This is a genomic window from Halomonas sp. AOP22-C1-8 (assembly GCF_052378905.1).
Lineage (GTDB): Bacteria > Pseudomonadota > Gammaproteobacteria > Pseudomonadales > Halomonadaceae > Vreelandella > Vreelandella citrativorans.
The window spans coordinates 13,959-38,701 of the sequence record NZ_JBQSYD010000003.1; the positions used below are offsets into that span (position 1 = coordinate 13,959).

General features: G+C 54.3%; 23 protein-coding genes. 17 read left to right on the forward strand and 6 right to left on the reverse strand.

Features of this window, described 5'->3' with window-relative positions; genetic code table 11:
• The first annotated feature begins 54 nt into the window (after window positions 1–54).
• The 4 genes from hflK to ACT3TY_RS02315 all read left to right on the forward strand — a co-directional run bounded on the left by hflK (window position 55) and on the right by ACT3TY_RS02315 (window position 4,902).
• Complete coding sequence (gene hflK / locus ACT3TY_RS02300; RefSeq protein WP_192526309.1) at window positions 55–1,329, forward strand: FtsH protease activity modulator HflK; 1,275 nt, start codon at window positions 55–57, stop codon at window positions 1,327–1,329.
• Window positions 1,330–2,226, forward strand: a complete 897-nt coding sequence (gene hflC / locus ACT3TY_RS02305; protein WP_444627249.1) for a protease modulator HflC — start codon at window positions 1,330–1,332, stop codon at window positions 2,224–2,226.
• Between the two features lie 184 nt (window positions 2,227–2,410).
• On the forward strand, window positions 2,411–3,604 hold the full coding sequence (locus ACT3TY_RS02310) for an ATP phosphoribosyltransferase regulatory subunit (protein WP_444627250.1): 1,194 nt from the start codon (window positions 2,411–2,413) through the stop codon (window positions 3,602–3,604).
• Complete coding sequence (locus ACT3TY_RS02315) at window positions 3,604–4,902, forward strand: adenylosuccinate synthase (protein ID WP_193053829.1); 1,299 nt, start codon at window positions 3,604–3,606, stop codon at window positions 4,900–4,902. Before ACT3TY_RS02310 ends, ACT3TY_RS02315 begins: the two co-directional genes overlap by 1 nt.
• A gap of 86 nt (window positions 4,903–4,988) precedes the next feature.
• On the opposite strand, the gene cobO is transcribed toward ACT3TY_RS02315, so the two are convergent.
• The gene (cobO, locus tag ACT3TY_RS02320) at window positions 4,989–5,588 is read right to left on the reverse strand and encodes a cob(I)yrinic acid a,c-diamide adenosyltransferase (RefSeq protein ID WP_444627251.1); all 600 of its coding nucleotides are present in this window, start codon (window positions 5,586–5,588) and stop codon (window positions 4,989–4,991) included.
• 216 nt (window positions 5,589–5,804) lie between these two features.
• On the opposite strand from cobO, the gene ACT3TY_RS02325 reads away from it, so the two are divergent.
• From ACT3TY_RS02325 to ACT3TY_RS02340, 4 genes are all read left to right on the forward strand, one after another.
• Window positions 5,805–6,290: a YajQ family cyclic di-GMP-binding protein gene (locus ACT3TY_RS02325; RefSeq protein ID WP_444627252.1), complete on the forward strand. Its 486-nt coding sequence runs from the start codon at window positions 5,805–5,807 to the stop codon at window positions 6,288–6,290.
• A 97-nt stretch (window positions 6,291–6,387) separates the two neighbouring features.
• Entirely contained in the window at window positions 6,388–9,018 is a 2,631-nt protein-coding gene (pepN, locus tag ACT3TY_RS02330; RefSeq protein ID WP_444627253.1) for an aminopeptidase N, read from the forward strand.
• Between the two features lie 38 nt (window positions 9,019–9,056).
• Entirely contained in the window at window positions 9,057–10,016 is a 960-nt protein-coding gene (gene yegS / locus ACT3TY_RS02335; RefSeq protein WP_444627254.1) for a lipid kinase YegS, read from the forward strand.
• Window positions 10,017–10,059: 43 nt separating this feature from the next.
• Window positions 10,060–10,818: a hypothetical protein gene (locus tag ACT3TY_RS02340; RefSeq protein ID WP_444627255.1), complete on the forward strand. Its 759-nt coding sequence runs from the start codon at window positions 10,060–10,062 to the stop codon at window positions 10,816–10,818.
• A 61-nt stretch (window positions 10,819–10,879) separates the two neighbouring features.
• Here the strand turns inward: ACT3TY_RS02340 and ACT3TY_RS02345 are convergent, their stop codons facing one another.
• Window positions 10,880–11,083 (reverse strand): cold-shock protein, encoded by a 204-nt coding sequence (locus tag ACT3TY_RS02345; protein WP_441677018.1) that lies wholly within the window; start codon window positions 11,081–11,083, stop codon window positions 10,880–10,882.
• 135 nt (window positions 11,084–11,218) lie between these two features.
• On the opposite strand from ACT3TY_RS02345, the gene ACT3TY_RS02350 reads away from it, so the two are divergent.
• Window positions 11,219–11,875, forward strand: coding sequence for a LysE family translocator (locus tag ACT3TY_RS02350; protein ID WP_444627256.1), 657 nt, complete (start codon window positions 11,219–11,221; stop codon window positions 11,873–11,875).
• 55 nt (window positions 11,876–11,930) lie between these two features.
• Here the strand turns inward: ACT3TY_RS02350 and ACT3TY_RS02355 are convergent, their stop codons facing one another.
• Window positions 11,931–13,880, reverse strand: coding sequence for a transglycosylase SLT domain-containing protein (locus ACT3TY_RS02355; RefSeq protein WP_444627257.1), 1,950 nt, complete (start codon window positions 13,878–13,880; stop codon window positions 11,931–11,933).
• A gap of 101 nt (window positions 13,881–13,981) precedes the next feature.
• Between ACT3TY_RS02355 and ACT3TY_RS02360 the strand changes: the two genes are divergently transcribed.
• The 4 genes from ACT3TY_RS02360 to sixA all read left to right on the forward strand — a co-directional run bounded on the left by ACT3TY_RS02360 (window position 13,982) and on the right by sixA (window position 17,980).
• A complete protein-coding gene (locus ACT3TY_RS02360) occupies window positions 13,982–14,329 on the forward strand; it encodes a YkvA family protein (RefSeq protein ID WP_444627258.1) in 348 nt (115 codons plus the stop codon).
• 102 nt (window positions 14,330–14,431) lie between these two features.
• On the forward strand, window positions 14,432–16,336 hold the full coding sequence (gene htpG / locus ACT3TY_RS02365) for a molecular chaperone HtpG (RefSeq protein WP_193053821.1): 1,905 nt from the start codon (window positions 14,432–14,434) through the stop codon (window positions 16,334–16,336).
• Between the two features lie 101 nt (window positions 16,337–16,437).
• Window positions 16,438–17,505, forward strand: a complete 1,068-nt coding sequence (locus ACT3TY_RS02370) for an NAD(P)H-dependent glycerol-3-phosphate dehydrogenase (protein ID WP_441677023.1) — start codon at window positions 16,438–16,440, stop codon at window positions 17,503–17,505.
• Window positions 17,498–17,980 (forward strand): phosphohistidine phosphatase SixA, encoded by a 483-nt coding sequence (gene sixA / locus ACT3TY_RS02375; protein ID WP_444627259.1) that lies wholly within the window; start codon window positions 17,498–17,500, stop codon window positions 17,978–17,980. Before ACT3TY_RS02370 ends, sixA begins: the two co-directional genes overlap by 8 nt.
• A gap of 88 nt (window positions 17,981–18,068) precedes the next feature.
• Here sixA and gatB read toward each other — a convergent pair whose 3' ends face one another.
• The 3 genes from gatB to gatC all read right to left on the reverse strand — a co-directional run bounded on the left by gatB (window position 18,069) and on the right by gatC (window position 21,383).
• On the reverse strand, window positions 18,069–19,523 hold the full coding sequence (gatB, locus tag ACT3TY_RS02380) for an Asp-tRNA(Asn)/Glu-tRNA(Gln) amidotransferase subunit GatB (RefSeq protein ID WP_172116296.1): 1,455 nt from the start codon (window positions 19,521–19,523) through the stop codon (window positions 18,069–18,071).
• Window positions 19,523–20,983 (reverse strand): Asp-tRNA(Asn)/Glu-tRNA(Gln) amidotransferase subunit GatA, encoded by a 1,461-nt coding sequence (gatA, locus tag ACT3TY_RS02385; RefSeq protein WP_444627260.1) that lies wholly within the window; start codon window positions 20,981–20,983, stop codon window positions 19,523–19,525. Before gatA ends, gatB begins: the two co-directional genes overlap by 1 nt.
• A 112-nt stretch (window positions 20,984–21,095) precedes the next feature.
• Complete coding sequence (gene gatC / locus ACT3TY_RS02390; protein WP_087109458.1) at window positions 21,096–21,383, reverse strand: Asp-tRNA(Asn)/Glu-tRNA(Gln) amidotransferase subunit GatC; 288 nt, start codon at window positions 21,381–21,383, stop codon at window positions 21,096–21,098.
• A 234-nt stretch (window positions 21,384–21,617) separates the two neighbouring features.
• On the opposite strand from gatC, the gene ACT3TY_RS02395 reads away from it, so the two are divergent.
• The 4 genes from ACT3TY_RS02395 to ACT3TY_RS02410 are packed head-to-tail and all read left to right on the forward strand — an operon-like array spanning window position 21,618 to window position 24,714.
• Window positions 21,618–22,655 carry a rod shape-determining protein gene (locus ACT3TY_RS02395; RefSeq protein WP_441677026.1) on the forward strand — a complete coding sequence of 346 codons (1,038 nt, stop codon included), beginning with the start codon at window positions 21,618–21,620 and terminating at the stop codon, window positions 22,653–22,655.
• 24 nt (window positions 22,656–22,679) lie between these two features.
• Entirely contained in the window at window positions 22,680–23,621 is a 942-nt protein-coding gene (mreC, locus tag ACT3TY_RS02400; RefSeq protein ID WP_441677027.1) for a rod shape-determining protein MreC, read from the forward strand.
• Window positions 23,621–24,109, forward strand: coding sequence for a rod shape-determining protein MreD (mreD, locus tag ACT3TY_RS02405; RefSeq protein ID WP_441677028.1), 489 nt, complete (start codon window positions 23,621–23,623; stop codon window positions 24,107–24,109). Before mreC ends, mreD begins: the two co-directional genes overlap by 1 nt.
• Window positions 24,110–24,111: 2 nt before the next feature.
• Window positions 24,112–24,714, forward strand: a complete 603-nt coding sequence (locus ACT3TY_RS02410) for a Maf family protein (RefSeq protein WP_444627261.1) — start codon at window positions 24,112–24,114, stop codon at window positions 24,712–24,714.
• Window positions 24,715–24,743 lie beyond the last annotated feature (29 nt).

Below are 24,743 nucleotides of genomic sequence, written 5' to 3' on the forward strand. Positions count from 1 at the left end.
GGAGCTTGCCGAAGGCATGCCATGCGCAGATGAGCATCTTAGTGGAGACGAAGTATGGCCTGGAATGAGCCTGGTGGTGGCAACCAGCACGACCCATGGAGTGGTGGTGGTCGACGGGGTGGCAACGACGGTGATAACCGTGGTGGCAACGACGGCGGTAATCGGGGCGGGAACAATGGGGGTAATAACCAAGGCCCTCCTGACCTTGATGAAGCGCTCAAGAAGTTTCAAGACAAGCTGAACGGCATGCTGGGCGGCGGCAGTAAAAAAGGCAACGGAAACAAGCGGAACAGTGGAAGCGGTGGTGGTAAACCACGTAATACGCTTGCATTGCCGGGCCTTTTAGTTGTGGTTGCGCTAGCGATTTGGGCAGCCTCCGGCTTCTATCTGGTGGATCAGTCTGAGCGTGGCGTTGTTTTACGTTTTGGTGAGTACCAGAGCGTTGTTGGGCCGGGCCTTCACTGGAATCCGCCGTTGATTGACGATGTCCGCATGGTGAATGTCACGCGTGTTCGCTCTGTGTCACAAACCCAGGCGATGCTGACGCGCGATGAAAACATCGTGGAAGTGGAAATATCGGCGCAGTACCAGGTCGCAAATCCGCAAGATTTTGTTCTCAATGTGCGTGATCCTGCACTGTCCATGGAAAATGCGCTTGATTCTGCTTTGCGTCACGTTGTAGGTGGCACAGACATGATCGATATCCTGACCTCAGGGCGTGAAATCCTGGGCAGCTCGGTCGCTAGCCGCTTGCAGTCCTATCTTGATGCGTATGGAGCGGGTATCCGTTTACAAACCATTAACATTGAGTCGACTTCCGCGCCTGCGCCGGTTATCGACGCATTCGATGACGTAATTCGTGCTCGCGAAGACCGCCAGCGTACCATTAACGAAGGCATGGCTTACGCTAACGCCATTATCCCGGCCGCTCAGGGTCAAGCCCAACGCGTGGTTGAGCAAGGCCAAGGGTATCGTGAGTCGGTCGTGGCCGAAGCTCAGGGTCAAGCGAATCGCTTCAATGCCTTGTTAACAGAGTACCAAAATGCGCCAGAGGTAATGCGTGAGCGGATGTACCTGGATACGCTTGAAAGCGTCTACGGCGGTACGCCCAAGGTACTCATGGATGTAAGCGAAAATGCACCGCTAATGTATCTGCCGCTTGATCAAATGCGTGGCAATAGTGGGCGCAGCAATAGCGCATCAAGCGCTAATGACAGTGGCTCAGGCAGTGAGGAGTTGGATCCGCGTGTTGTAGAAAGTTTACGTGGAAGCCAAACGACGAATTCTTCATCTTCAAGTAGTAGCTCTATTCGCAGGGAGGGCCGGTAAATGATTAATAATCGATCCCTGCTGATCGTTGGTGGCTTGGCTGTTGTCGCGTGGTTGGCAAGTAATTCGCTGTATGTTGTTGATGAGACACAGCGTGCCGTAAAACTGCGCTTTGGTGAGGTTATTGAAGAGAATATTCAGCCTGGCCTGCATGTCAAAATACCGGTTGCTCAAACGATCCGTAAGTTTGATACGCGCCTGCTGACGCTGGATACCGATACCAGTCGTTATCTGACGCTTGAGCAAAAAGCAGTTATCGTCGACTCCTACGTTAAATGGCAGGTGGTTAATCCTACCCGCTACTACGAGGCAACGGCAGGCGATGAAATGATGGCGATCCGCCTTATTCAGCCACGTGTTGACGAGAGCTTACGTAACGAGTTTGGCCGTCTTAATCTGCAGGAAATCATTGCCGAGCGCCGTGATGACCTGATGATTGGTCCTACCGAAGAGCTGGACAGCCTGATGCGTGATGAGCTGGGTGTCGCTATCCGCGATATTCGCATCAAGCGTATTGATTTACCTGAAGACGTGTCAGCGGCAGTCTTTGAACGGATGCGTTCTGAGCGTGAGCGCGAAGCCCGCGAATGGCGTGCCCAGGGGCAGGAGGAAGCTGAGCGGATTCGCGCTAATGCTGACCGTCGTCGCCACGTACTTATCGCTCAGGCAAATGAGCGTGCAGAGACGCTGCGCGGTGAAGGTGATGCACAGGCGGCCAGTATCTTTTCTGAAGCGTATGGCCAGGATCAGGAGTTTTTCTCCTTTTGGCGTAGCTTGAATGCTTACCGCGACAGCTTCTCGGGCGACGGTGATATGCTGGTATTAGACCCCAGCAGCGACTTTTTCCGTTACCTGCGCAGTGCTAATCCTAACGGGCAAGCAGGCGAAGAAGAGTAAGTTGGCATAGAGGTGAACTTTGCCATGAAGCAGAACGCATGGCGGGGTTCATCCCTTGAGCAAACGTGGTAGACTTAATTGAACCGGGCGTCGCCCGGTTTTTTTGTGGCCCTCATTTAACGTTAATGCGTCAAGCGCGTATTCATCGACTCCAGGGCCTTCATCGTCTTGCAGGATTGTTTACATGACCATCGCTGACCGCTGGCTGTTGCCCGACGGCATGGATGAGGTGCTACCGCCTCAGGCAAGCCGCATGGAAGAGCTGCGCCGCGCGCTGCTTGATCTTTATCATTGCTGGGGCTATGACCAGGTCATGCCACCACCGGTGGAGTTTCTAGACTCCTTGTTGACCGGTACCGGTACCGACCTTGATCTGCAAACCTTTAAGCTAACAGACCAATTAACCGGCCGTATGATGGGCGCCTCGGCAGATGTTACGCCGCAGGTGGCGCGTATGGATGCCCACTCGCTCAAACGCCAAGGGCCCGTTCGGCTGTGCTACTGCACGAACGTACTGCGCGCTAAAGCTGATCAGCATCAGGGCGGACGCAGCCCTGTTCAGGTCGGCGTCGAACTGTTTGGCCATGCTGGGTTAGAGGCCGATAGTGAAATCATTCATTTGGCGCTCGCCAGTTTAAAAGCCGCAGGCGCAGGTGAAATACATCTGGCTCTTGGGCACATCGGCATTTACCGTAGTTTGGTAGACGCTGCCGCGCTTAATAATGAGCAGGAGAGCACGCTGTTTGAGGCACTGGCACTCAAGTCGCCGGGACAATTGGCGGAGCAAGTTAACGCAAGCGTCAGCGACCCGGTACTGGCCGATATGTTTATGGCGCTAGGTGAGTTGCACGGCGACGCCAGTATACTTGAGCAAGCACGCGAGCGCTTTGCAGGTGCTCCGGCCTCTGTAACCGCCGCGCTTGATCAGTTAAGTGTGCTGTATCAGGGTGTGTTGGCTCGCTTTGACGTGTCGCTCTATTTTGATCTTGCCGAGTTGCGTGGGTATCAATACCACACAGGCATGATGTTTGCCGCTTATGTGCCAGGTTACGGCCATGCGCTTGCAAAGGGTGGCCGCTATGATGATACGGGGCGCGCCTTTGGGCGTGCACGTCCGGCTACTGGCTTTTCGATGGATTTAAAGCAGTTGGCATCATTGGCCTTGGCATCGCCAGGCAACGGCGCCATTTGGGCGCCTGCCCAAGAGGAAGAGTCTCTCAACGCTGCCATAGTTGCACTGCGAGAGCAGGGAGAACGCGTTATTCAAGCGCTGCCTGGGCAGCGTACTGGGCCGGCGGAGCACAAGTGTGACCGCCGTCTTGAGTTTATCGATGGCTGTTGGCAGACAACGGCCCTGACACAAGAGACGAGTGCATAATGGGTAAGAATGTCGTAGTCCTGGGCACCCAATGGGGTGATGAAGGCAAAGGCAAGATTGTTGACCTGCTCACCGAGTCAGCGGCGGCGGTAGTGCGTTTCCAGGGTGGCCATAATGCGGGCCACACGCTGGTAATCGACGGTGAAAAAACGGTGCTTCATCTCATTCCGTCGGGTGTCCTGCGTCCGGGTAAAACCTGCGTAATCGGCAACGGGGTGGTGCTTTCGCCTGAAGCGCTGATTAAAGAGATCCGCGAGCTTGAAGATAAAGGTGTACCGGTGCGTGAGCGCCTGCGCCTTTCACCTGCCTGCCCGCTGATTTTGCCTTACCACGTGCGCCTTGATCAGGCCCGCGAAAAAGCCCGTGGCGTTGCCAAGATTGGCACAACGGGTCGAGGCATTGGTCCGGCTTACGAAGATAAAGTGGCACGCCGTGGCTTGCGCTTGGGCGATATGCTTCATCGGGAGCGGTTTGCCTCCAAACTGGGCGAAGTGCTGGATTACCACAACTTCGTATTGGTTAACTACCACGGTGAACCCGCCGTCGACTTCCAGGAAGTGCTGGACAGCGCCATGCAAATGGCCGATGAGCTTCGTCCGATGGTATGCGATACCGTGAGCATGGTTCACGACCTGCGCAAGGCGGGTGAAAATATTCTGTTTGAGGGCGCCCAAGGCTCGCTACTGGATATCGACCACGGTACGTACCCGTTTGTTACCAGCTCCAACACCACGGCTGGCGGCACGGCCACGGGTTCTGGTGTCGGCCCGCTTTACCTGGATTATGTGCTGGGTATTACCAAAGCGTATACCACGCGCGTGGGTTCAGGACCGTTCCCCACTGAGCTGTTCGACGACCATGGCCGTCACCTGGCTGAGCGTGGCCACGAATTTGGCGCCACCACGGGTCGTCCACGCCGTTGCGGTTGGTTTGATGCTGTGGCCCTGCGTCATGCGGTACAAATTAACTCAATATCCGGCATCTGCCTGACCAAGCTTGACGTGCTCGATGGTCTGGAAAATATTCGGGTGTGCGTGGGCTATCGCAGTAAAGATGGTGACGTGCTGGACAACCCGGTTGATTCTGAAGGCTACGAAGCCATAGAGCCGCTTTATCAGGATTTACCAGGCTGGAAAGAGTCGACGCTGGGTGCTAAAAACGTCGACGACTTACCGGCCAATGCCCGCGCTTACATCAGTTTCCTGGAAGAGCAGGTGGGCACCAGTATCGATATTATTTCAACGGGTCCAGACCGTGTTGAAACCATCGTACTGCGCAATCCGTTTGACGGCGAATAATCCGCTGTCGTCGAATAACACTCGCTGAGAATATCGTCGGGTGTATTAGAAGGGGTGCCTTGGCGCCCCTTTTTGGTAAACCTTGATTAAAAATCAATGCCATGACGTGCCTGTAGGCCATTATTAAAGGCGTGGCGAACTTCCTGCATTTCGGTGACGGTATCCGCCATGGCTATCAGTTCTCGGTGCGCATTACGCCCCGTAATAATTACTGTCTGCTCGCTGGGGCGATTTTCAAGCGCCGCTTTAACGGTGGCGATATCCAGGTAGCCAAACTTGAGCATGTAGGTAATTTCATCCAGCACGACCAGGTAAGTGTTTGGGTCAGCCAGCATGCGCTCAGCCTCTTTCCAAACGGCCAGACAGGCTTGAGTGTCGGCTTCACGGTTTTGGGTATCCCAGGTAAAGCCCGTTGCCATAATTGCGACGTCAAGATTAGGGTCATCTTCCAAACGGTTGCGTTCGCCACACTCCCATAAGCCTTTAATAAACTGAATAACACCCACGTTATAGCCATAGCCCAACGCACGGGTGACGGTGCCCCAGGCGGCCGTGGTCTTGCCTTTACCATTCCCGGTATTCACCAGCAGCAGTCCGCGCTGTTCTGTAGCGCTGGCTATTTTTTCATCCACGCGGGCTTTGAGTTTTCCCATCGACGCTTTATGGCGTGTATCGCGGTCTTTCACCGTCACTTTCCTCTTAAAAGGCTGCCTGAAGGTCTCTAGCCTACGCCATATAGAGCTTGCAATGCCGTGATGATGGCTTAAATGTGAATAAAATTTATACAGTTGTTAAGCTTTTCCGTAGGAATCGAGGTTTTTGCGGCTAATCAATAACAGAATTGGCCGATAGGGAGCTTACTGCTCTAAAATAACCCTTCATAACTTGCCAGGAAAAATGCCATGCCCTCTTTTGATATTGTGTCGGAATTTGATCAGCACGAAGCGTCTAACGCCGTTGACCAGGCGAATCGTGAAGTGCAGTCGCGTTTTGATTTTAAAGGCGTTGACGCAAGCTTCGCCCTTGAAGGCGAAAAAGTGCAGTTAGAGGCCCAGGTCGATTTTCAACTTAAGCAGATGCTGGATGTACTGCGCGGTCGGTTAATTGCCAGAGGCATTGATGCGCGCTGCATGGATGTTCAAGACCCCGAGCTTTCCGGGGTGAAGGCGCGTCAGGAAGTCGTTTTGAAGCAGGGGCTTGATGCGGTAGAAGCCAAGGATGTGGTAAAGCGTATCAAGGCGAGTAAGCTTAAAGTCCAAGCGCAAATTCAGGGTGAAAAAGTTCGCGTGACCGGGAAAAAACGTGACGACTTACAAGGCGTCATGGCGCTTTTACGGGGTGAAGAGGGACCTGAACTACCTCTGCAGTTTGATAATTTCCGCGATTAAGCCTTATCACGTGTAGGGCGGTGTCTATGCGCTGCCCCGTTTTTGCCACTCTTTTTGCCTACTCGCAACCATCGTTTATTACAGGAGCTAACGCACTATGTCTGATCCGCAGCCGGTTTATTTAAGCGACTATCAGCCGCCCGCCTACCAGGTCACCCACACCGAGCTGACGTTTGATCTTGACCCTGCTGCCACCCGTGTAAAAGCACGATTGTTGATTGAACGTAACGAAAACGTAGACGCCCAAACGCCTCTGGTGCTGAATGGCGAGCAGCTGTCGCTGATCTCGTTGGCCATTGATGGCACACCGCTAGCGGAGGCGGATTACCAATTGGATGAGGGCAGCCTGCGTATTATGCAGTTGCCGGGAACGTTCAGCCTTGAAAGTGAGGTAGAAATTGCGCCTGGTACTAACACTGCTCTGGAGGGACTTTACCAGTCGAGTGGTATGTACTGTACCCAGTGTGAAGCGGAAGGTTTTCGGCGCATTACGTTCTACCCAGACCGCCCGGATGTGATGGCCACCTTTACCGTCACGGTCATTGGTGATCAAAACAACGAACCCGTTTTGCTGGCTAACGGCAACCCCGTGGACAGCGGTATATTGGAAAACGGTCGCCATTTCGTGAAATGGGAAGATCCGCATCCTAAACCGTGCTACCTGTTTGCGTTGGTAGCGGGTGATTTACACAAGGTTGAAGACCACTTTTCTACCATGAGCGGCCGTGATGTCACGCTGCAAATTTGGGTAGAAGAGGAAAATCTGGATAAGACCAAACACGCTATGGCTTCTCTCAAGCGTTCCATGGCGTGGGATGAACAGACCTATGGCCGCGAATATGATCTTGATCTGTTTATGATCGTGGCCGTTAACGATTTCAATATGGGAGCGATGGAGAACAAGGGGCTGAATATTTTCAACTCTGCCGCTGTACTGACGCATCCCAATACCGCCACCGATGCCACGTTTCAAAACGTGGAAGGCATTGTGGCCCACGAATATTTTCATAACTGGTCCGGCAATCGAGTGACCTGTCGTGACTGGTTCCAGCTATCGCTGAAAGAAGGCTTTACCGTTTTTAGGGACCAGTGTTTTTCCGCTGATACCAACTCGGCGCCGGTTAAGCGTATTCAAGATGTGTCTTTTTTCCGTACGGCGCAGTTTGCAGAAGATGCAGGCCCCACTGCGCATCCTGTGCGCCCCGACCACTACATTGAAATCACCAATTTCTACACCCTGACTATTTATGAAAAGGGTGCAGAAGTAGTGCGTATGCTGTGTAACCTGGTGGGGTGGGAAAATTTCCGCCAAGGGGCCGATGCCTACTTTGAGCGCTTTGATGGTCAGGCGGTCACCATTGAAGACTTTGTTGGCTGTATGGAAGAGGCGTCGGGCCAAACACTTGATCAATTTATGCGCTGGTACGCGCAGGCAGGTACGCCAGAGATTGATGTCCACGGCGAATACGACTATGTACATAGTGAATACAGGCTAACGCTTCGGCAACGCACGCCTGCCACGCCCGGCCAAACCGAGAAGCAGCCACTGCATATCCCTGTGCGGATGGGGCTGGTGGGAACCAAATCTGGTCAGGACTTAACGCTGACCATGGCCGGGGAAGTGCTGGGCAAGGATGCGGTGATCCATTTACGCGAGAATGAGCAGACCTTTGTCTTTACCGATGTGGCCGAGGCGCCAGTACCGTCACTGCTGCGTGACTTCTCGGCGCCAGTGAAGCTACATTTCCCCTATTCACGTGAAGAACTGGCATTTTTGCTCACCCATGATAGTGATGGTTTTAACCGCTGGGATTCCGGTCAGCGCTTGGCCATGCTGGCGTTGGACGATTTGATCGCGGCGCATCGTAATGGCGTTGAAAAAGTCATGGATGGCCGCGTTACGGAAGCCTTTAGAGCGCTGCTGACAAGCTCGACGTCTGACAAGGCGGTGCTGGCCGAGATGCTAACCCTGCCTTCTGAAGCCTACATTGCCGAGCAGCAGCCGATCGTCGATGTCGATGCGATTCACGCGGCGCGTGAGTTTGTGCGCCAATCATTGGCGTTAGCACTTCGCGATGAATTTGTGGCCACGTTTGAAGCCAATCGCTCGGAGGAGGCTTACGCGCCAACGCCTGAGCAAATCGCCCAGCGTAGCCTCAAAAACATAGCGCTTAGCTATTTGATGTCGATTGAGGATGAGCAGGCGATTGCATTTTGCCAGGCCCAGTTTGCCGCTGACCACAATATGACCGATGTTCGCCATGCGCTAACGCTGCTTGTGCATAGCGAACGTGATGACGTGTCGTCACCTGCTTTAAAAGCGTTTGGTGAAAAATGGGCGCATGATTCGCTGGTTATGGACCAGTGGTTTACGATTCAAGTGACGCGGCCGCAGTCTGATGTGCTGGAGCGTGTCGAGTTCTTGATGCAGCATCCGGCATTTTCAATCAAGAACCCAAACAAAGTACGTGCGCTAGTGGGTGCTTTTACGCAAAATCGGGTTAATTTCCATCGCCTGGATGGTAAGGGCTACGCGCTGCTTGCCGATGTGGTGATTGAGCTTAATCGGCTAAACCCGGAAATTGCCGCGCGATTGGTTACCCCGCTAACACGCTGGCAGCGTTTTGACGAAGCGCGCCAGGCCTTAATGCATGCGCAGTTGGAACGTATCAAAAAAGAGCCACTATCTTCGAACGTATATGAAGTAGTTGAAAAAGCGCTGGCGTAAGCACTCCCAGCGTTCCAACCATGAAAGGGAAGCCATTGGTGAACGACTCACAACCGCATTTTTTACTGATTATAAATGGTAAATCAGCCGGGAACCCGGCACTGCGTGAAGCCGTTGAAGAGCAGCGTGAGGCAGGGATGCCGATTACCGTGCGCTCAACATGGGAGGGCGGTGACGCCGCTCTCTTTGCCGAGCAGGCCTGTGATATGGGCATCACCCATGTCATCGCCTGCGGCGGCGATGGCACTGTTAACGAAGTGGTTAACGGGCTAATGCGTGTCGCTCATGATAAGCGTCCCGCTTTGGGCGTTGTGCCGCTGGGCAGTGCCAACGACTTTGCCACCTCCACGGGGTTACCGTTGGAGCCAAGCCCTGCGCTGGCAGAGGCAATGATACTAAGCGCGTACCCCGTTGATGTCGTACGAGTAACGGCTGAGGCTAATAATAAAACCGTCGTTCAGTACTACGTCAACATGACCACGGGCGGATTTGGGGCGGAAATTACCTCTTCAACACCGAAGACGCTGAAACGCTTGTTAGGCGGAGGTGCATACTCCTTAATGGGAGCGCTTAAAGCCTGGCGGCATCGCAGCTATCGTGGCACGCTTCACTGGGGCGATAAAGAGCAGGATGTCTCGCTGCTGTTATTGGCGTTAGGTAATGGCCGACAGTCAGGCGGCGGACAGGTGCTCGCCCCACGTGCCAAGCTTGATGATGGCCGCTTGGATGTTCTTCTGGTGAAGGATTTTAGCTCCGTAACGGAACTGCCGACGCTGATTAGCGAGCTTCAGAGCTTTCCCTCTGATGGGCAGTATGTACGCTATTTCACAGCGACTGAGCTGACGGTCACAACTCAGAAAGATGATCCCGCTTGGCCCTTAACGCTGGACGGCGAAATGTGTCAGTATGATCGTTTTTGCGTTGAAGTGGTGCCGTTGGCGCTGCACGTTTTATTGCCTGAGGGTTGCTCGTTACTGTCAGCAAATGACCGACACTGATCGTAGGCTGTCTTTAAAAGCGTTATTTAAGAAGGGGAATCTAATGGTAAACCGTTTATGGATACCGGTTGTTGCCACCTTGGCACTATTGCTAAGCGCATGTGGTGACTCTCAAGAAGAGACTAATGCGACACCGGATGAGCCTTCATCGGTTTCTGATGAAGACGTTGTACAAGAGGAAGAAGCGCCGGCCGCCGCTGAAAATGCCGCGGATATGCCAAGTCCTGCTGAGGTAGAGGATGACGTTGAGGCGCGCCAGGCCGCTGAAGAGCTAGAGCAGGCCGAGGCGCTGCGTGATGATATGCAAGATGATGCGGTCAACGCTGACGAGCCCGAGGCCCAAGAGGTAACGGCAGGCGAAGATACTCTGGCGGCGGACCCTGATGAGATACTGCAAGAGGGCGGCGCACTGCCAGGAGAGGCAACGCGCTCAGACGTCGATCAAATGATCGAAGAGACTGAACAGCGCTTTCAGGAAGCCCAGCGGCGCTTAAATGAGCAGTTTGAAGAAGCTGAACAACAAGCCGAAGAGTACGATGCTATTGAGCAAGAAGCATTGTCCAATGAGTGGGAAACACAGAGCAGCCTACCCGAAAGCCCTCGCTTGGAAGATAACCGGGAAGCTACTGATGTTGATGCATTGATTGAGGATACCGAACGCCGCTTTGAGGAAGCCCAAAAGCGCCTTGAAGAGCAGTTTCAGGAAATCGAGCGTGAACATAATGGCAGTAGTAGCCGTGGGGTTATCTTGAATGAAGGCGTAGACGCAGACGGCGAGAATATTGACGCAACTGATCAATAAGGCGCGTTGAGCAGGCAATAAAAAGGCCCGCCTTGGCGGGCCTCGCTACACTCGGCCATGATTAAGCAAGGCGAATGGTAGAAGCCTGAAGGCCCTTTTTACCCTGCGTTACCTCAAAGCTGACTTTTTGACCATCTTGCAGGGTCTTGAAGCCTTCCGCTTGAATTTCGGAGAAGTGCGCAAACAGGTCGTCACTGCCATCATCGGGTGAGATGAAGCCGTAACCTTTCGTATCGTTGAACCATTTGACGGTGCCAGTTGCCATTAGTCGTTTCCTTAACGTGCTTATAATGATCAAGCGAACCTGCATAGGATTCGCCCGCCAAAATCAATGTAGATGCAAAAAAATGAGTCGTCCAGTAACAATCTAATGTTTCTTAACTTTTGTTGAGCCACGTATATGTCGTCAATACAGCTTGTGGATTCTCAGTTTGTAGCCTTTTTGGTCGCTATTACACTGTTGTCGATTACGCCTGGCGTGGATACCTTGCTGGTTATCCGTAACACTGCCCGAGGCGGGGCACGGGACGGCATTGCCACCAGCTTAGCGATCTGCTGCGGTCTGTTTGTACACGCGACCATCTCGGCATTAGGCATTTCACTGATTCTGCTCCAGTCGGCCTGGGCATTTCATCTATTAAAGTTGGTCGGGGCGGGGTATCTGGTATGGCTAGGGGTCACTAGTTTGTTAGCCGCAAGGCGTGGCCAGCCATTACCGGTCAAAGGGGTGATCGGTGCTGCTTCTCCTGTTCCGCTTTGGCAGCCCATTAAGGAAGGTTTGCTGTCCAATGTATTGAATCCAAAAACGATTATTTTTTATATGGCTTTTTTGCCTCAGTTTATTGCGCCGGGTGATCCGGCGTTGGTCAAGTCCCTGTGGCTAGCAGGTGTCCACTTTATCATTGCCAATATCTGGCAAATTAGCGTGGTGTTCATGGTGGGAGGTGCTAGCAAGTGGCTCGCCAGCGTGCGCTTTGCGCAGGTGTTAAATGCCGCGACCGGCGCGGTGCTGGTCGCGTTTGGGCTTCGTTTGGCGATGGAACAGCGCCCAGTATAACTGGGCGCTTGGTGAGTAAACTGACCAGGCAGTAAGCGCGATTACCTTTGTACGCTTATTGACGAGCCAGCAAAGCGCGGTCGTAACGTACCTGTTGTTCACTATCACTCAACAGTGAAACACCTTCGCTGTTACCACCGTTGGCCAAACTTTCAAAAATTACCCGATAGCTAAGCACCGCCTGTACATAATCGCGTGTTTCTTTAAAGGGAATGCTTTCCACAAACAGATCAAATGACTCCATATCGCTTCCCAGCCACTGATCAACACGCCCAGGGCCAGCATTATAGGCCGCAGCGGCGGCAAGTCGGTTACCCTGATAGCGGTTCAGCTTGTCGCGCAGATAAGTGCTGCCTAGGCGAATATTAAGTTCAGGGTCAAGAATGCCGTAAGGCCCTGGGTCACTAATACCCAGTTGGCGGCTTACCAGGCTTGCCGTGCCGGGCATTAGCTGCATCAAACCGCGGGCGCCTGCTGGAGAGAGCGCTACCGGGTTATAAGCACTTTCACGACGGGTAATCGCCATTAGCATATACGGGTCTACACCGGTTTGGTGGCCCCAGTGCATAAAGCTCTCCCGGTAAGCCTCGGGGAAACGCCAATCAAGCGCATCCCACATGCTGCCAGCAATCGTGGTCTGTACCAGGCGTGCATGCCACTGTTGATGGGCTGCATAATCGGCCAGGGCGCGCGCCTGCTGGGGCGTGCCGTTTTTCACCGCATACAGCCATTCGCTATTGGCAAGGCCGTCTTCGCCAATGCGTAGCAGCGCTTCGGTACGCTGGACCACGGGGAGGCGTGCAGTGCGTTCGCGTGAAGCCTCATCAAAATGATTGCGCTCAAGATTGAGTTGGTAAGGCTGGCCAAGTTGTTCAGCGGCCGCAAACCCATAAAAGCTGCGGTCGGTCGCCGCCTGACGGTAGCGAGCGGTGGCTGCCTCCTGGCTGCCCAGCTGTTCGTTGGCACGCCCCAGCCAGTACTGCCAGCGGCTGTTTTCTTGTTGGCTGGTGGGCATTTCCGCAATCCAGTGAATCACCTCCTGCCACTGCCGGTCTGCCAATGCACGGCGTACGCGTAGCTCAAGCACGCGCTCGCTATCCAACGAGGGAAGAACGTCATCTACCCAGCCTAAGGCGCCGGGTACATTGCGTACCAGTGCATAGAAAGCCAACTCTTCTTCAATAGCTTGCTGATCACTGGGCAGGAGGTTCAAGTTGGGCGCGATGGTTTGCCAGCTACTCAATGCGGCCGGGGTATCTTCACGGGTGAACCGCTGCATCGCAGCTTTGTAGAAACTGGCGGTTGCCGCGCATTCAGGGCCAAGACAGGCGGGCGCTGAGGTGACCGCGCGGGTGTTAGTATTCACTTGGTCGGCGGTTTCAATCGCGGTGTGCCACTGGCCGCTGAGCAGCCCGTCTAAATAGGCTGAGAGACGATCTTCACCGGCTTGCCAAGCGAGCATTCTTCGCTCCCAGATAGCCGTTGCATCAATCGTGCCGTTAGCCCGCAGGCGGTCAAACAGAGGGTCACACGCATCGGGCTGGGAGCTGCCTTCAAGCCAAAGTGCAAGGCCTGCCTCTGCGGCCTGCTGGGGCTGTGAATCCAGTATGGCCGTATAGTAATAACACTGGCGAGCGGTGCCTGCAGGTTCGCCATCGGCAACGGCCAGCAAATCGCTATAACGCCCCGCGTGGCCATACTGGGCAATGGCCTGACCGCGTAGCCACTCAGAAAGCGGAGAGTCGTTATGCTGGTCAATAAAGCGTTGTACTTGGGCCGTCGAGACGTTGGGTAGTTGATTGCGTAATCGGTGGTAGTCGACATAGCCGCTCAGCACATGACCTTCAATAGCGCGCTCGTCGATGTGGTTCCACTGTTGTTGACGAGCGGCTTCTAACGCATCGCGCATCGCGGTATCAGAAGCGGCCCATGAGGCAGTGGGTAAGCCCACCAGGATTGCCGCGCATAAAGTGCGAAAAGGGGATCTGAATGGCGATGCCTGCATAATTTTCTCTCTTTCTCGCTAACGGATTGGCAACCGCTAATAGTGAACGAAATGGGCAAATAGTGTTCAGACAATCGTGACACTTGGAGGATTCAATTACGATGGTTCGATTATCCACGTTGTGGCTATTTCGTCGACTTAAATCCCGCCTCTGGGCTGTAAAACGTATCGGACGCGCACTGAAACTGTTTGTGCCCATGACGTCTGATGTCCTGAGCGGTCGCTTTCGACCTGTGCCTTGGGCTGCCTTTGGCATGATGGCGCTGGCGCTTGCCTACCTTGCAATGCCGTTCGATTTAATTCCGGACTTTCTCGTTTTCATAGGTCTGATTGACGATGTCATTATCGTTGGCTGGCTTCTCAATCGTATCGACCAGCGCTTGGCAGATTACTGCGCCTGGAAGTACGGCGATATTGATATCGCTACTTCTCAACACTCACCTTCTTGAAATCGCTCTGCTTATCCCCATATCCAACTCACACATTTTTTCGTTCCTGTCTCATTGGGAGGCAGGAACTCTAAACAAACGTGATTGATGAGGGCTAGGCGAATGTCAACAGCGACCCACGAAGAAACGTTAGGCTTTCAAACAGAAGTTAAGCAGCTTCTCAACCTGATGATTCACTCCCTGTATTCCAACCGGGAGATTTTCCTGCGTGAGCTTATCTCTAACGCCGCGGATGCCTGTGACAAACTGCGCTACGCGGCGCTAGATAACGATGCGCTGTACGAAGGCGACAGCGAGCTTCGGGTAGAAATTGAGCACGATAAAGAAGCCAATACCATTACGTTGCGCGACAACGGTATTGGTATGAACCGCGAAGACGTTATCGCTAATCTGGGCACCATCGCCCGCTCAGGCACCGCTGAGTTTTTAAAGCAGATGTCAGGCGAGCAGCAAAAAGATGCCAAGTTGATCGGCCAGTTCGGTGTAGGTTTCTACTCAGGCTTTATTGTGGCTGATGAAGTGGCAGTGCGTACCCGCAAAGCCGGGACGGCCGCCTCTGAAGGCGTTGAGTGGCGCTCTAAAGGCGAAGGTGAGTTTACCGTCGCTGATATTGAGCGCGAGCTTCACGGCACCGAAATTACGCTTTATCTGAAAGAAGACGCGAAAGAGTTTGCTGACGATTACCGCCTTCAAAACCTGGTGCGCAAGTACTCTGATCATATTGAAGTGCCCGTGCGCATGCCCAAGACCGAAACGGTCAAGGATGATGAAGGCAACGACATCGAAGGTAGCGAAGTCACCACGTGGGAAACCGTTAACGAAGCCACTGCACTCTGGGCGCGCCCCAAGAGCGATGTTTCTGATGACGAGTACAAGGCGTTTTATAAGCACGTTGCCCATGACTTTAGCGACCCGCTTGCCTGGAGCCACAACAAGGTAGAAGGCAAGCTTGAGTACACTAGTTTGCTCTACGTGCCGGGCCGGGCGCCTTTTGATATGTATGAGCGCGACGGCGCTCGCGGCGTTAAGCTTTATGTGCAGCGCGTATTTATCATGGATGACGCTGAACAGTTCCTGCCGCTCTACCTGCGCTTTATCAAAGGCGTGTTGGATACGCGCGATCTGTCGCTCAACGTTTCCCGCGAGCTTTTGCAGCAGGACCCGCAGGTCGACAAGATCAAAGGGGCGCTGACCAAGCGTGCGCTGGATATGCTTAAAAAGCTTTCCAAGGACAGCGAAGAGTACCAAACCTTCTGGAACACCTTCGGCAGCGTGCTGAAGGAAGGCCCAGGCGAAGATTTTGCCAACCGCGAAAAAGTCGCCGGTCTTTTACGCTTTGCGTCAACGCACAGCGACACCGCTACCCAGGATCAATCGCTTGCCGACTACGTCGAGCGCATGAAAGAAGGCCAGCAGAAGATCTACTACGTGGTAGCAGATAGCTTCAATGCGGCGAAAAACAGCCCGCACCTGGAGATATTCCGCAAGAAAGGTATCGAAGTTCTGCTGCTGTCTGACCGTATTGATGAGTGGCTGATGAGCCATCTGACCGAGTTTGACGGTAAATCCTTTGCGGATGTTGCCAAAGGCGAGCTGGACCTTGGTGATGTCGAAGACGAAGCCGAGAAAAAAGCTCAGGAAGAGACCGCCAAGGCGAAAGAAGACTTGCTGAAGCGCGTTAAAGAAGCGCTTAGCGATGGCGTTCAGGACGTCAAGGTTACCCATCGTTTGACTGACTCTCCGGCTTGCGTCGTGCTGCCTGAGCATGAGATGGGCTTTCAAATGCGCCGCATTATGGAAGCCGCCGGGCAAAAAATGCCGGACGTTAAGCCCATTTTAGAGCTCAACCCAGAGCACCCGCTGGTAACACGCCTGGAAGGAGCAGAAGGCGAGATCTTCACACAGCTAGCGCACATCCTGCTTGACCAGGCGATTATCGCCGAAGGTGGTCATCTGGACGACCCAGCCGCTTATGTGAAGCGTCTAAATAGCGTACTGACCGCTTAATCGTCGTTGCTACCTTTCACGGCCCGTTTGGATTCCCAAGCGGGCCGTTTGTTTTGATAAAGTAGCTGTTACTTTTCGCGTGATTTTTTCAGGACATCCTTATGGCTGAGCAGCAAATCAAGGTCGCGGTGCTGGGAGGTGGCAGTTTCGGTACGGCGCTTGCCAGCATCGCGGCGGATAACGGTGCCCATGTGCGTCAATGGATGCGAGACGAAGCGCTGGTCGCACAAATTAATCAAGAGCACCGTAACGGTCGCTACTTGCCGCACTATGCGATGAACCCTGCCGTTCAAGCCTCAACGGACCTGCACACGGTGCTGGACGATGCCGAGCTTGTGCTTATCGCCATTCCCTCAAAGGCGTTTCGAAGCGTGGTTCAGGCCGCGAAACCTTGGCTAAAGGCCAGCCAAATTCTGGTCAGTACCACCAAAGGTATTGAACCGGATAGCTTTCTGCTGATGAGTCAGGTGTTAGCGGATGAAACCGGTTTTTCCCATATTGGCGTCATCGCAGGCCCCAACCTGGCCTCAGAAATAGCCGATAAGCAGCTAACGGCGACGGTGATTGCCAGTGCCGATGCGCTAACGCGCACCCGTGTGCAGCAAGCATTGGGCTGTCGCTACTTTCGTGTTTATGCCAGCAATGATCGCCACGGGGTGGAATTGGGCGGTGCACTTAAGAATATTTATGCCATTGCGGCGGGCATGGCCGCTGCGTTGGGTATGGGGGAAAATACCCGCAGTATGCTAATGACTCGGGCGCTGGCTGAAATGAGCCGCTTTGCCGTGGCCCAGGGGGCCAACCCCATGACATTCCTTGGCCTTGCCGGGGTGGGCGACTTGATTGTGACCTGCTCGTCGAACCTGTCGCGTAATTATCGCGTGGGGTATGCCATGGGCGAGGGGCGCAGCCTTGAAGAGGCTGTTTCCGCGCTTGGCCAAGTGGCTGAAGGCGTCAATACGGTTAAGCTGGTGTGTGCCAAGGCGCAGGAAATGGGCGTATATATGCCGCTTGCCGAAGGCCTCTCCCATGTTCTCTTCGGCGGTGTGCCTGCCCAGGAGATGGCGCGTACGCTGATGATGGGCGAGCAGAGCAGTGATGTAGAGTTTATTCTGCCTCGTGAGGCGGTTCAGCAGGCCCATTTGGATAATCGAGGCTGGCATGAGTAGCTTATTAATTATGCGCCACGGAGAAGCAGCGCCCGGCTTTCCGGATAGCAAACGGCTGCTCACCCCGCAGGGGGAGCGCGAAGCCGCCATGATGGCGCAATGGCTGGCTGCACGCTTGGCAAAAGGGGAGTTTTTCGCACCGGTTCTCTATGCAAGCCCCTACGCCCGTGCGCAACAAACGGCACGTATGGTCGCTGAGGCATTAGGCTGTTCGCTAAGCACGCTGGACTTTATAACCCCAGAGGATGACCCGGCCAAGGTAAGCGATTGGTTGTTAACACAGCCAGACAGCGCGCCGATAATGCTGGTCAGCCATATGCCGTTGGTGGGCAACCTGACGGAACTGCTGGTGGAGGGCAGGCCGGGCCAGGGGCTGGGGTTCGACACCGCGGGCATTGCGGAGTTAGAGGCAGACGTATGGGCAGCAGACTGCGCTCAGTTAGCGCGTTATATGTCGCCAGGTCAGTTGGTTTGAAAGGACCGTTTTAAGGTAATAAAAAGGTAATAAAAACGGCGGCCCCTGGGCCGCCGTTCGCGTTGCTGTACGAGCCAAACGTTGATGCTTACAGCAGCGCGTCGAGCTTCTCTTTTAACACGCCGTTAACCTGCTGGGGGTTAGCCGTGCCGCGCGAGGCTTTCATTACCTGACCCACAAAGTAGCCAATCATCTTGCCGCGTTTTTCAGGTTCTGCGTCGCGATACTGCGCGACCTGAGCCGGGCTTTCAGAAATCACCTGGTCGATCATGGCTTCAATCGCGCCGGTATCAGTGACCTGTTTAAGCCCTTTGGCTTCGATGATGGCGTCGGCACTTTCGCCCTGGCCATTCCAGAGCGCCTGGAAGACCTGCTTGGCGGCTTTGCCGTTGATCGTATCGTCAATCACTCGGCTAAGTAGCTCGCCCAGCTGGCGCGCCGATATGGGGCTGCTGTTGATGGCGAGGTTCTCACGGTTAAGCGCCCCGGAAAGCTCGCCCTGTACCCAGTTTGCGGCCTGCTTGGCATCACCGCAACCCTGGTGAACTTCCTCAAAGAACTCGGCCATTTCACGGCTGGCAGATAGTACCGCGGCGTCATAAGCAGAAAGGCCTAGCTCACTCTTGAAGCGTTCACGCTTGTCGGCGGGCAGTTCAGGCAGCTGGCTGCGTAAGTGATCCAGGTAAGCGTTATCAAGTACGACAGGCAGTAGGTCGGGGCAGGGGAAGTAGCGGTAGTCGTTGGCTTCCTCTTTGGTCCGCATGCTGCGGGTTTCATCGCGCTCAGGATCAAACAGGCGTGTTTCCTGGACAACGGTGCCACCGTCTTCGATGAGCTCAATCTGGCGCTCTACTTCAAACGCAATCGCCCGCTCGACAAAGCGGAACGAGTTAACGTTTTTGATCTCTGCCCGGGTGCCAAAGGCTTCCTGGCCTTTCGGGCGCACAGACACGTTCACATCGCAGCGCATTGAGCCTTCGGCCATATTGCCGTCGGAAATGCCCAGATACGTAACGATGGAGTGAATCGCCTTAAGATACGCGGCGGCTTCTTTGGCGCTGCGCATATCCGGCTCGGAAACGATCTCTAGCAGCGGGGTGCCTGCACGGTTTAAATCGATGCCGGTCATGCCTAAAAAGTCTTCGTGCAGCGACTTGCCAGCGTCTTCTTCCAGGTGCGCATGGTGAATGCGAATACGCTTGGTAGTATCGTCATCCAGGGTAATTTCCACGTCCCCAGGACCCACTATGGGCTGATACATCTGGCTGGTTTGATAGCCTTTGGGTAGGTCCGCGTAGAAGTAGTTTTTGCGATCAAATACCGATACTTCAGCAATATCCGCATGGACCGCTAGACCAAACTGAACGGCCATGGCCACGGCCTGCTCGTTGAGCACAGGCAGCGTTCCTGGAAGGCCCAAATCAACCGCGCATGCCTGAGTGTTTGGCTCGGCGCCAAACGCGGTAGAAGCACCAGAGAAAATTTTGGAGCGAGTCGCGAGCTGAACGTGGACTTCCAGCCCAATTACGGTTTCCCATTGCATTAGGCGTGCTCCTCGGCAATAGCAGGAAGTTGAAGGTGCCAGTCGGTCGCTTGCTGGTACTGGTGCGCCACATTTAAAAGCTGCGCTTCAGCAAAGTGCGTACCCAGAATCTGTAAGCCTACTGGGCGGCCGCCGGCAAAGCCTGCGGGTACGCTGATGCCGGGGATGCCCGCCAGGTTCACGGCAATGGTATAAATGTCCTGCAGATACATCGAGACCGGATCTTTTTTGGCACCCAGGTCAAAGGCCGGAGTCGGCGAGGCCGGCCCCATCAAGACGTCAACATCTTCAAACGCGTCTAAAAAGTCCTGGCGAATCAAGCGGCGAACTTTCTGCGCTTTGGTGTAGTAGGCGTCAAAAAAGCCTTCAGAAAGAGTATGCGTGCCAATCAGAATGCGTCGTTTGACCTCTTCACCGAAACCTTCGGCACGGCTGCGCATGTAAAGATCAACTAAATCGACCGGCTCATTGCAGCGGTGACCAAAGCGCACGCCGTCATAGCGTGACAGGTTGGAGGAAGCTTCCGCAGGGGCGATGACGTAGTAGGCCGGAATCGCATAGTGAGTATGCGGAAGGCTCACTTCGCGTACCGTCGCACCCAGTGACTCATACACGCTTACCGCGTCACGCACGGCTTTTTCGACCTCGGGGTCTAGCCCATCACCAAAATACTCTTTTGGTAGGCCGATTTTTAGACCTGAAAGCGGCGCATTGAGGGTTTCGGTGTAGTCCGGCACGCCGCGAGCGACGCTAGTGGAGTCGCGTACGTCGTGACCCGCAATCACGTTCATCAAATGCGCGCAGTCGGAAGCCGAACGGGCCATTGGGCCTGCCTGGTCCAGGCTGGATGCGTAGGCAATGATGCCGTAGCGCGAAACGCGCCCGTAAGTGGGCTTCAACCCCGTAATGCCGCAAAAAGCCGCCGGCTGGCGAATAGAGCCGCCGGTATCGGTACCCATGGCCGCAGGCACAAGGCCGGCGGCGACGGCAGCAGCGCTTCCGCCGGAACTGCCGCCGGGAACAGCGGTTGAATCCCAGGGGTTTTTAACCGCACCGTAGTAGCTATTCTCATTGGAGGAGCCCATGGCGAACTCATCCATATTGGTTTTACCCAGGCTGATGGTGCCGGCCGAATTAAGCTTCTCTACGACGGTGGCATCATACGGCGCGATGAAGTTATCCAGCATTTTGGAGCCACAGCTGGTTTTTACATCGCGTGTACAAAAAATATCTTTTAACGCCAAAGGAATGCCGGTAAGCAGCCCAGCATTACCCGCTGCGCGTGCTTTATCGGCCGCTTCGGCCTGATTAAGCGCCTGTTCAGCGGTCACGGTAATAAAGCTGTTGATCTTGCTGTCAGCTTTTTCAATTTTTTGTAAATAGTGCGAGGTTAACTCGCGGCTGGAAAACTCACCACTTTTTAAGGCGGCAGCGAGTTGCGTTAACGTTTTATCAAGCATGACCCGAAAGCTCCGTTCGAGAACGTATGAAAAGTGTGGAAACCGTCGTTAAAACTGTCTTTAAAGCCGTCATTAAAACTGTCGTTAAAACAGCCTTAAAAACACGGCTTTCTTACTCAACGACACGGGGGACCAGATATAGGCCGTTTTCCACTGCCGGAGCACAACGCTGAAAGGTGTCGCGCTGGTTGGTTTCGGTTACTTCGTCCGCACGCAGGCGCTGGGTGGCATCCAATGGGTGTGAAAGCGGAGAAACTCCCTCTGTATCAATGCTTTGTAATTGGTCGACCATGTCCAAAATGCGGCTTAGATCGTCTACAAAGCCAATAGCCTGGTCATCGCTGACGGCGAGTCGGGCCAGGTGCGCAGCCCGGCGCACATGAGATTCTTCAAGCGCCATGATCGAAAATTCCTCGCTAAAACGTGAGATGGAACATATTCCGCGTTATACGGTATACAATCAGTCATCGAAAAAAACGTCTTGTGTAGCAGACGTGGAAAATAGCCGCAAAAGGTAGCACATTTTGACCTCCGCGGGCAGTGTTCAGCGCGACTCGTGCTTGCTGCCAAGGGGTTGCGGTGATACCGTTTGCATCCGCACAGGGTTCCCGGTCTGCACTAGGTAACAACATCCATGTTCAAACGTTTGAGGGGGCTGTTTTCCAGCGATCTGTCGATCGATCTGGGTACGGCCAACACACTGATTTATGTTCGCGGTCGTGGCATCGTGCTCGATGAACCGTCCGTTGTCGCCATTCGCCAGTCTGGCAGTATGCGTAGTGTGGCATCGGTAGGTGCCGACGCAAAGCGCATGCTGGGACGTACGCCTGGCAATATTACCGCCATCCGACCCATGAAAGACGGCGTTATCGCCGACTTTACGGTCACCGAGCAGATGCTTCAGCACTTTATTCGTAAAGTGCACCAGAGCACCTTCCTGACGCCTAGCCCGCGCGTACTGGTATGCGTACCGTGCATGTCAACGCAGGTTGAACGGCGAGCGATCCGTGAATCGGCTGAAGGGGCTGGCGCCCGTGAAGTGTTCCTGATCGAAGAGCCAATGGCTGCTGCGATTGGCGCAGGGCTGCCGGTTGAGGAAGCACAAGGTTCGATGGTGGTAGATATTGGTGGTGGTACCACCGAAATTGCCATTATTTCGCTTAATGGCGTGGTGTATTCAGAATCGATCCGCGTAGGCGGTGACCGTTTTGATGAGGCGATCACCGCGTACGTGCGCCGCCACTATGGCAGCTTGATTGGTGAAGCCACGGCTGAGCGAATCAAGGAAGAGATTGGTTGCGCCTACCCCGGTGGTGAGCTGCGTGAAATCGACGTCCGTGGGCGTAATTTAGCGGAAGGGATACCGCGCAGTTTCACGTTGAACTCGCACGAGATTCTGGAAGCGCTGCAGGAAACGCTTGGCTCGATTGTCGCCGCTGTTAAAAGCGCACTTGAGCAGTCGCCTCCAGAGCTTGCTTCTGATATTGCGGAGCGCGGTTTGGTGTTAACAGGCGGTGGCGCGTTGCTGCGCGACCTCGATCAGCTGATTGCTGAAGAGACGGGATTGCCGGTCATCGTTGCCGAAGACCCACTTACCTGTGTGGCAAGAGGCGGCGGTAAAGCGCTTGAAATGATCGATCAGCACACGTTTGAGCTGCTCTCAAGCGACTAATTTTTAGCGGTTTATCGCGGGGGATTGCCTATTAAACCGCTATTTTCACACGGGTCGCTGCCGGGCTACCGGCTGTTTTTCTGCGTGCTGGCGGCAAGCGCCTTGATGTTTGCCGACCACCGATTTACACGCATGGAAGGCGTGCGCGCCCAAATGACGATGGTTGTTGCGCCTGTTCAATGGATTGTTAGCGTGCCTAGCGATCTATTGAATTGGGGCGCGCTCGCGCTGTCTGATCAGCAGGCATTGGTGGATGAAAACCGCCGACTGCGCGAACAAATTCTGACGCTGTCTCATCGTGGGCAGCGCATGGCCAACCTGACGGCTGAAAATACCGAGCTTCGTCATCTATTAAACGCTGCAGAACGGCGTCAAATTCCTTATATCAGTGCAGAGCTGCTTTCCCTGGATAATGACCCGTTTAGCCATCAAATGGTGGTTGATCGTGGGCATCGTAACGGGGCGTATGTTGGGCAACCTGTGATTGATGCGTCGGGGCTGGTAGGCCAAGTGACAGCCGTTTCAGCGTACTCTAGTCGTGTGCTGTTGCTGGCAGATGCAAGCCATGCACTGCCTGTTCAGATTAACCGTAACGGATTGCGCTTTATTGTCCAGGGGGCTGGTCGCTATGGCAGCGTCAATGTATTACACGTGCCAGACACGGCGGATATTCGGGAAGGCGATTTGCTCACCACCTCAGGGATTGCCGGTCGTTTTCCGCCGGGATACCCCGTTGCGCGCGTTACCAACGTTTATCATGACCCCGGCCAGCCATTTGCGCATGTAACGGCTGAACCTACTGCCCAGTTGCAGCGTGCTCGTCATTTCTTGCTGCTTTTCCCACCGCCGCGCGAAGACATCGAAGATTCAATTTGGGATGACTCCATGGATATCTCAGCCAGCGCGATACATGCAGCCCAGCGCCTTGCGCCAACGGTACCTGCTGATCCTCAGGAGGTTCGCTAATGGCGCGCGCACCTGTTGTACCTTTGGTAGTGGTGTGGTTTAGCTTGATTCTGGCGCTGTGTTTGCAAGTCATGCCACTGGCCGAGGGGTGGCAAGTTTATCGGCCTGAATGGATCGGGCTGATGCTGATTTACTGGTGTATGCGATCACCTGACCGAGTCGGTGTTTTCCATGGCTTTGTACTTGGGCTGCTGCTTGACCTGATAGAGGGAACGGCGCTTGGCCAACATGCGCTGATATTGTCGTTATTAGCGTTTCTATGCGCCCTAGTGTATCCGCGCTTTCGAGCGTATTCACTGGTTCAACAGTCGCTGCTGGTGCTGGTGCTGCTTGGTCTGGTGCAGTTAGTCGAACAGTGGTTACGTACCTTAACCGGGGAGTTCTCAATACACCTCTCTTTCCTGATGTCGGCGTTAATCAGTGCCTTTTTATGGCCATGGTTAGCTACCATGTTTAAGGCACTGGAAAGACGCTTACTGGGGGCTTAGGCATGCAGTCAACGCTGGCTACTACATCATCGCCCATGCTTTGTTTGGCGTCTGCTTCACCCAGGCGGCGAGACCTGCTGGCGTCTATTGGGGTGACGGTGAGTGTTATACCCAGCGATGTAGATGAAACGCCAAAGCCGGGAGAGTCAGCAGCGGCTTATGTAAAGCGTCTTGCGGTTGCCAAGGCCTTGGCAACTGCGCCGAAGACGCTGTTACCGGTGCTTGGGTCGGATACCGCCGTAGTGGTAGACGGTACTATTCTGGGCAAGCCGGTTAATGCAGACGATGCCGCCGCTATGCTGAGGCAGTTGTCGAATCGGACACATCAGGTGCTGACGGCGGTGGCTGTTACAGGGCCCAAGGGGGTGCTGTGTTGCTGCGTAACGACGGACGTCAAGATGCGACAGGTCACCGCTCAGGAAATTAGCGATTACTGGTTAACGGGTGAGCCAGCGGACAAGGCGGGCGGATATGCCATACAAGGCTTGGCCGCCATTTTTGTCGAAGAAATCAAGGGTAGCCACTCTGCCGTTGTGGGTTTGCCGCTTTATGAAACGGCGCAGTTGCTTGGCCAGCAGGGAGTGCCTATTTGGATGGGGCATTAATACTCGCACACTTATTCGTCGTCTCATGC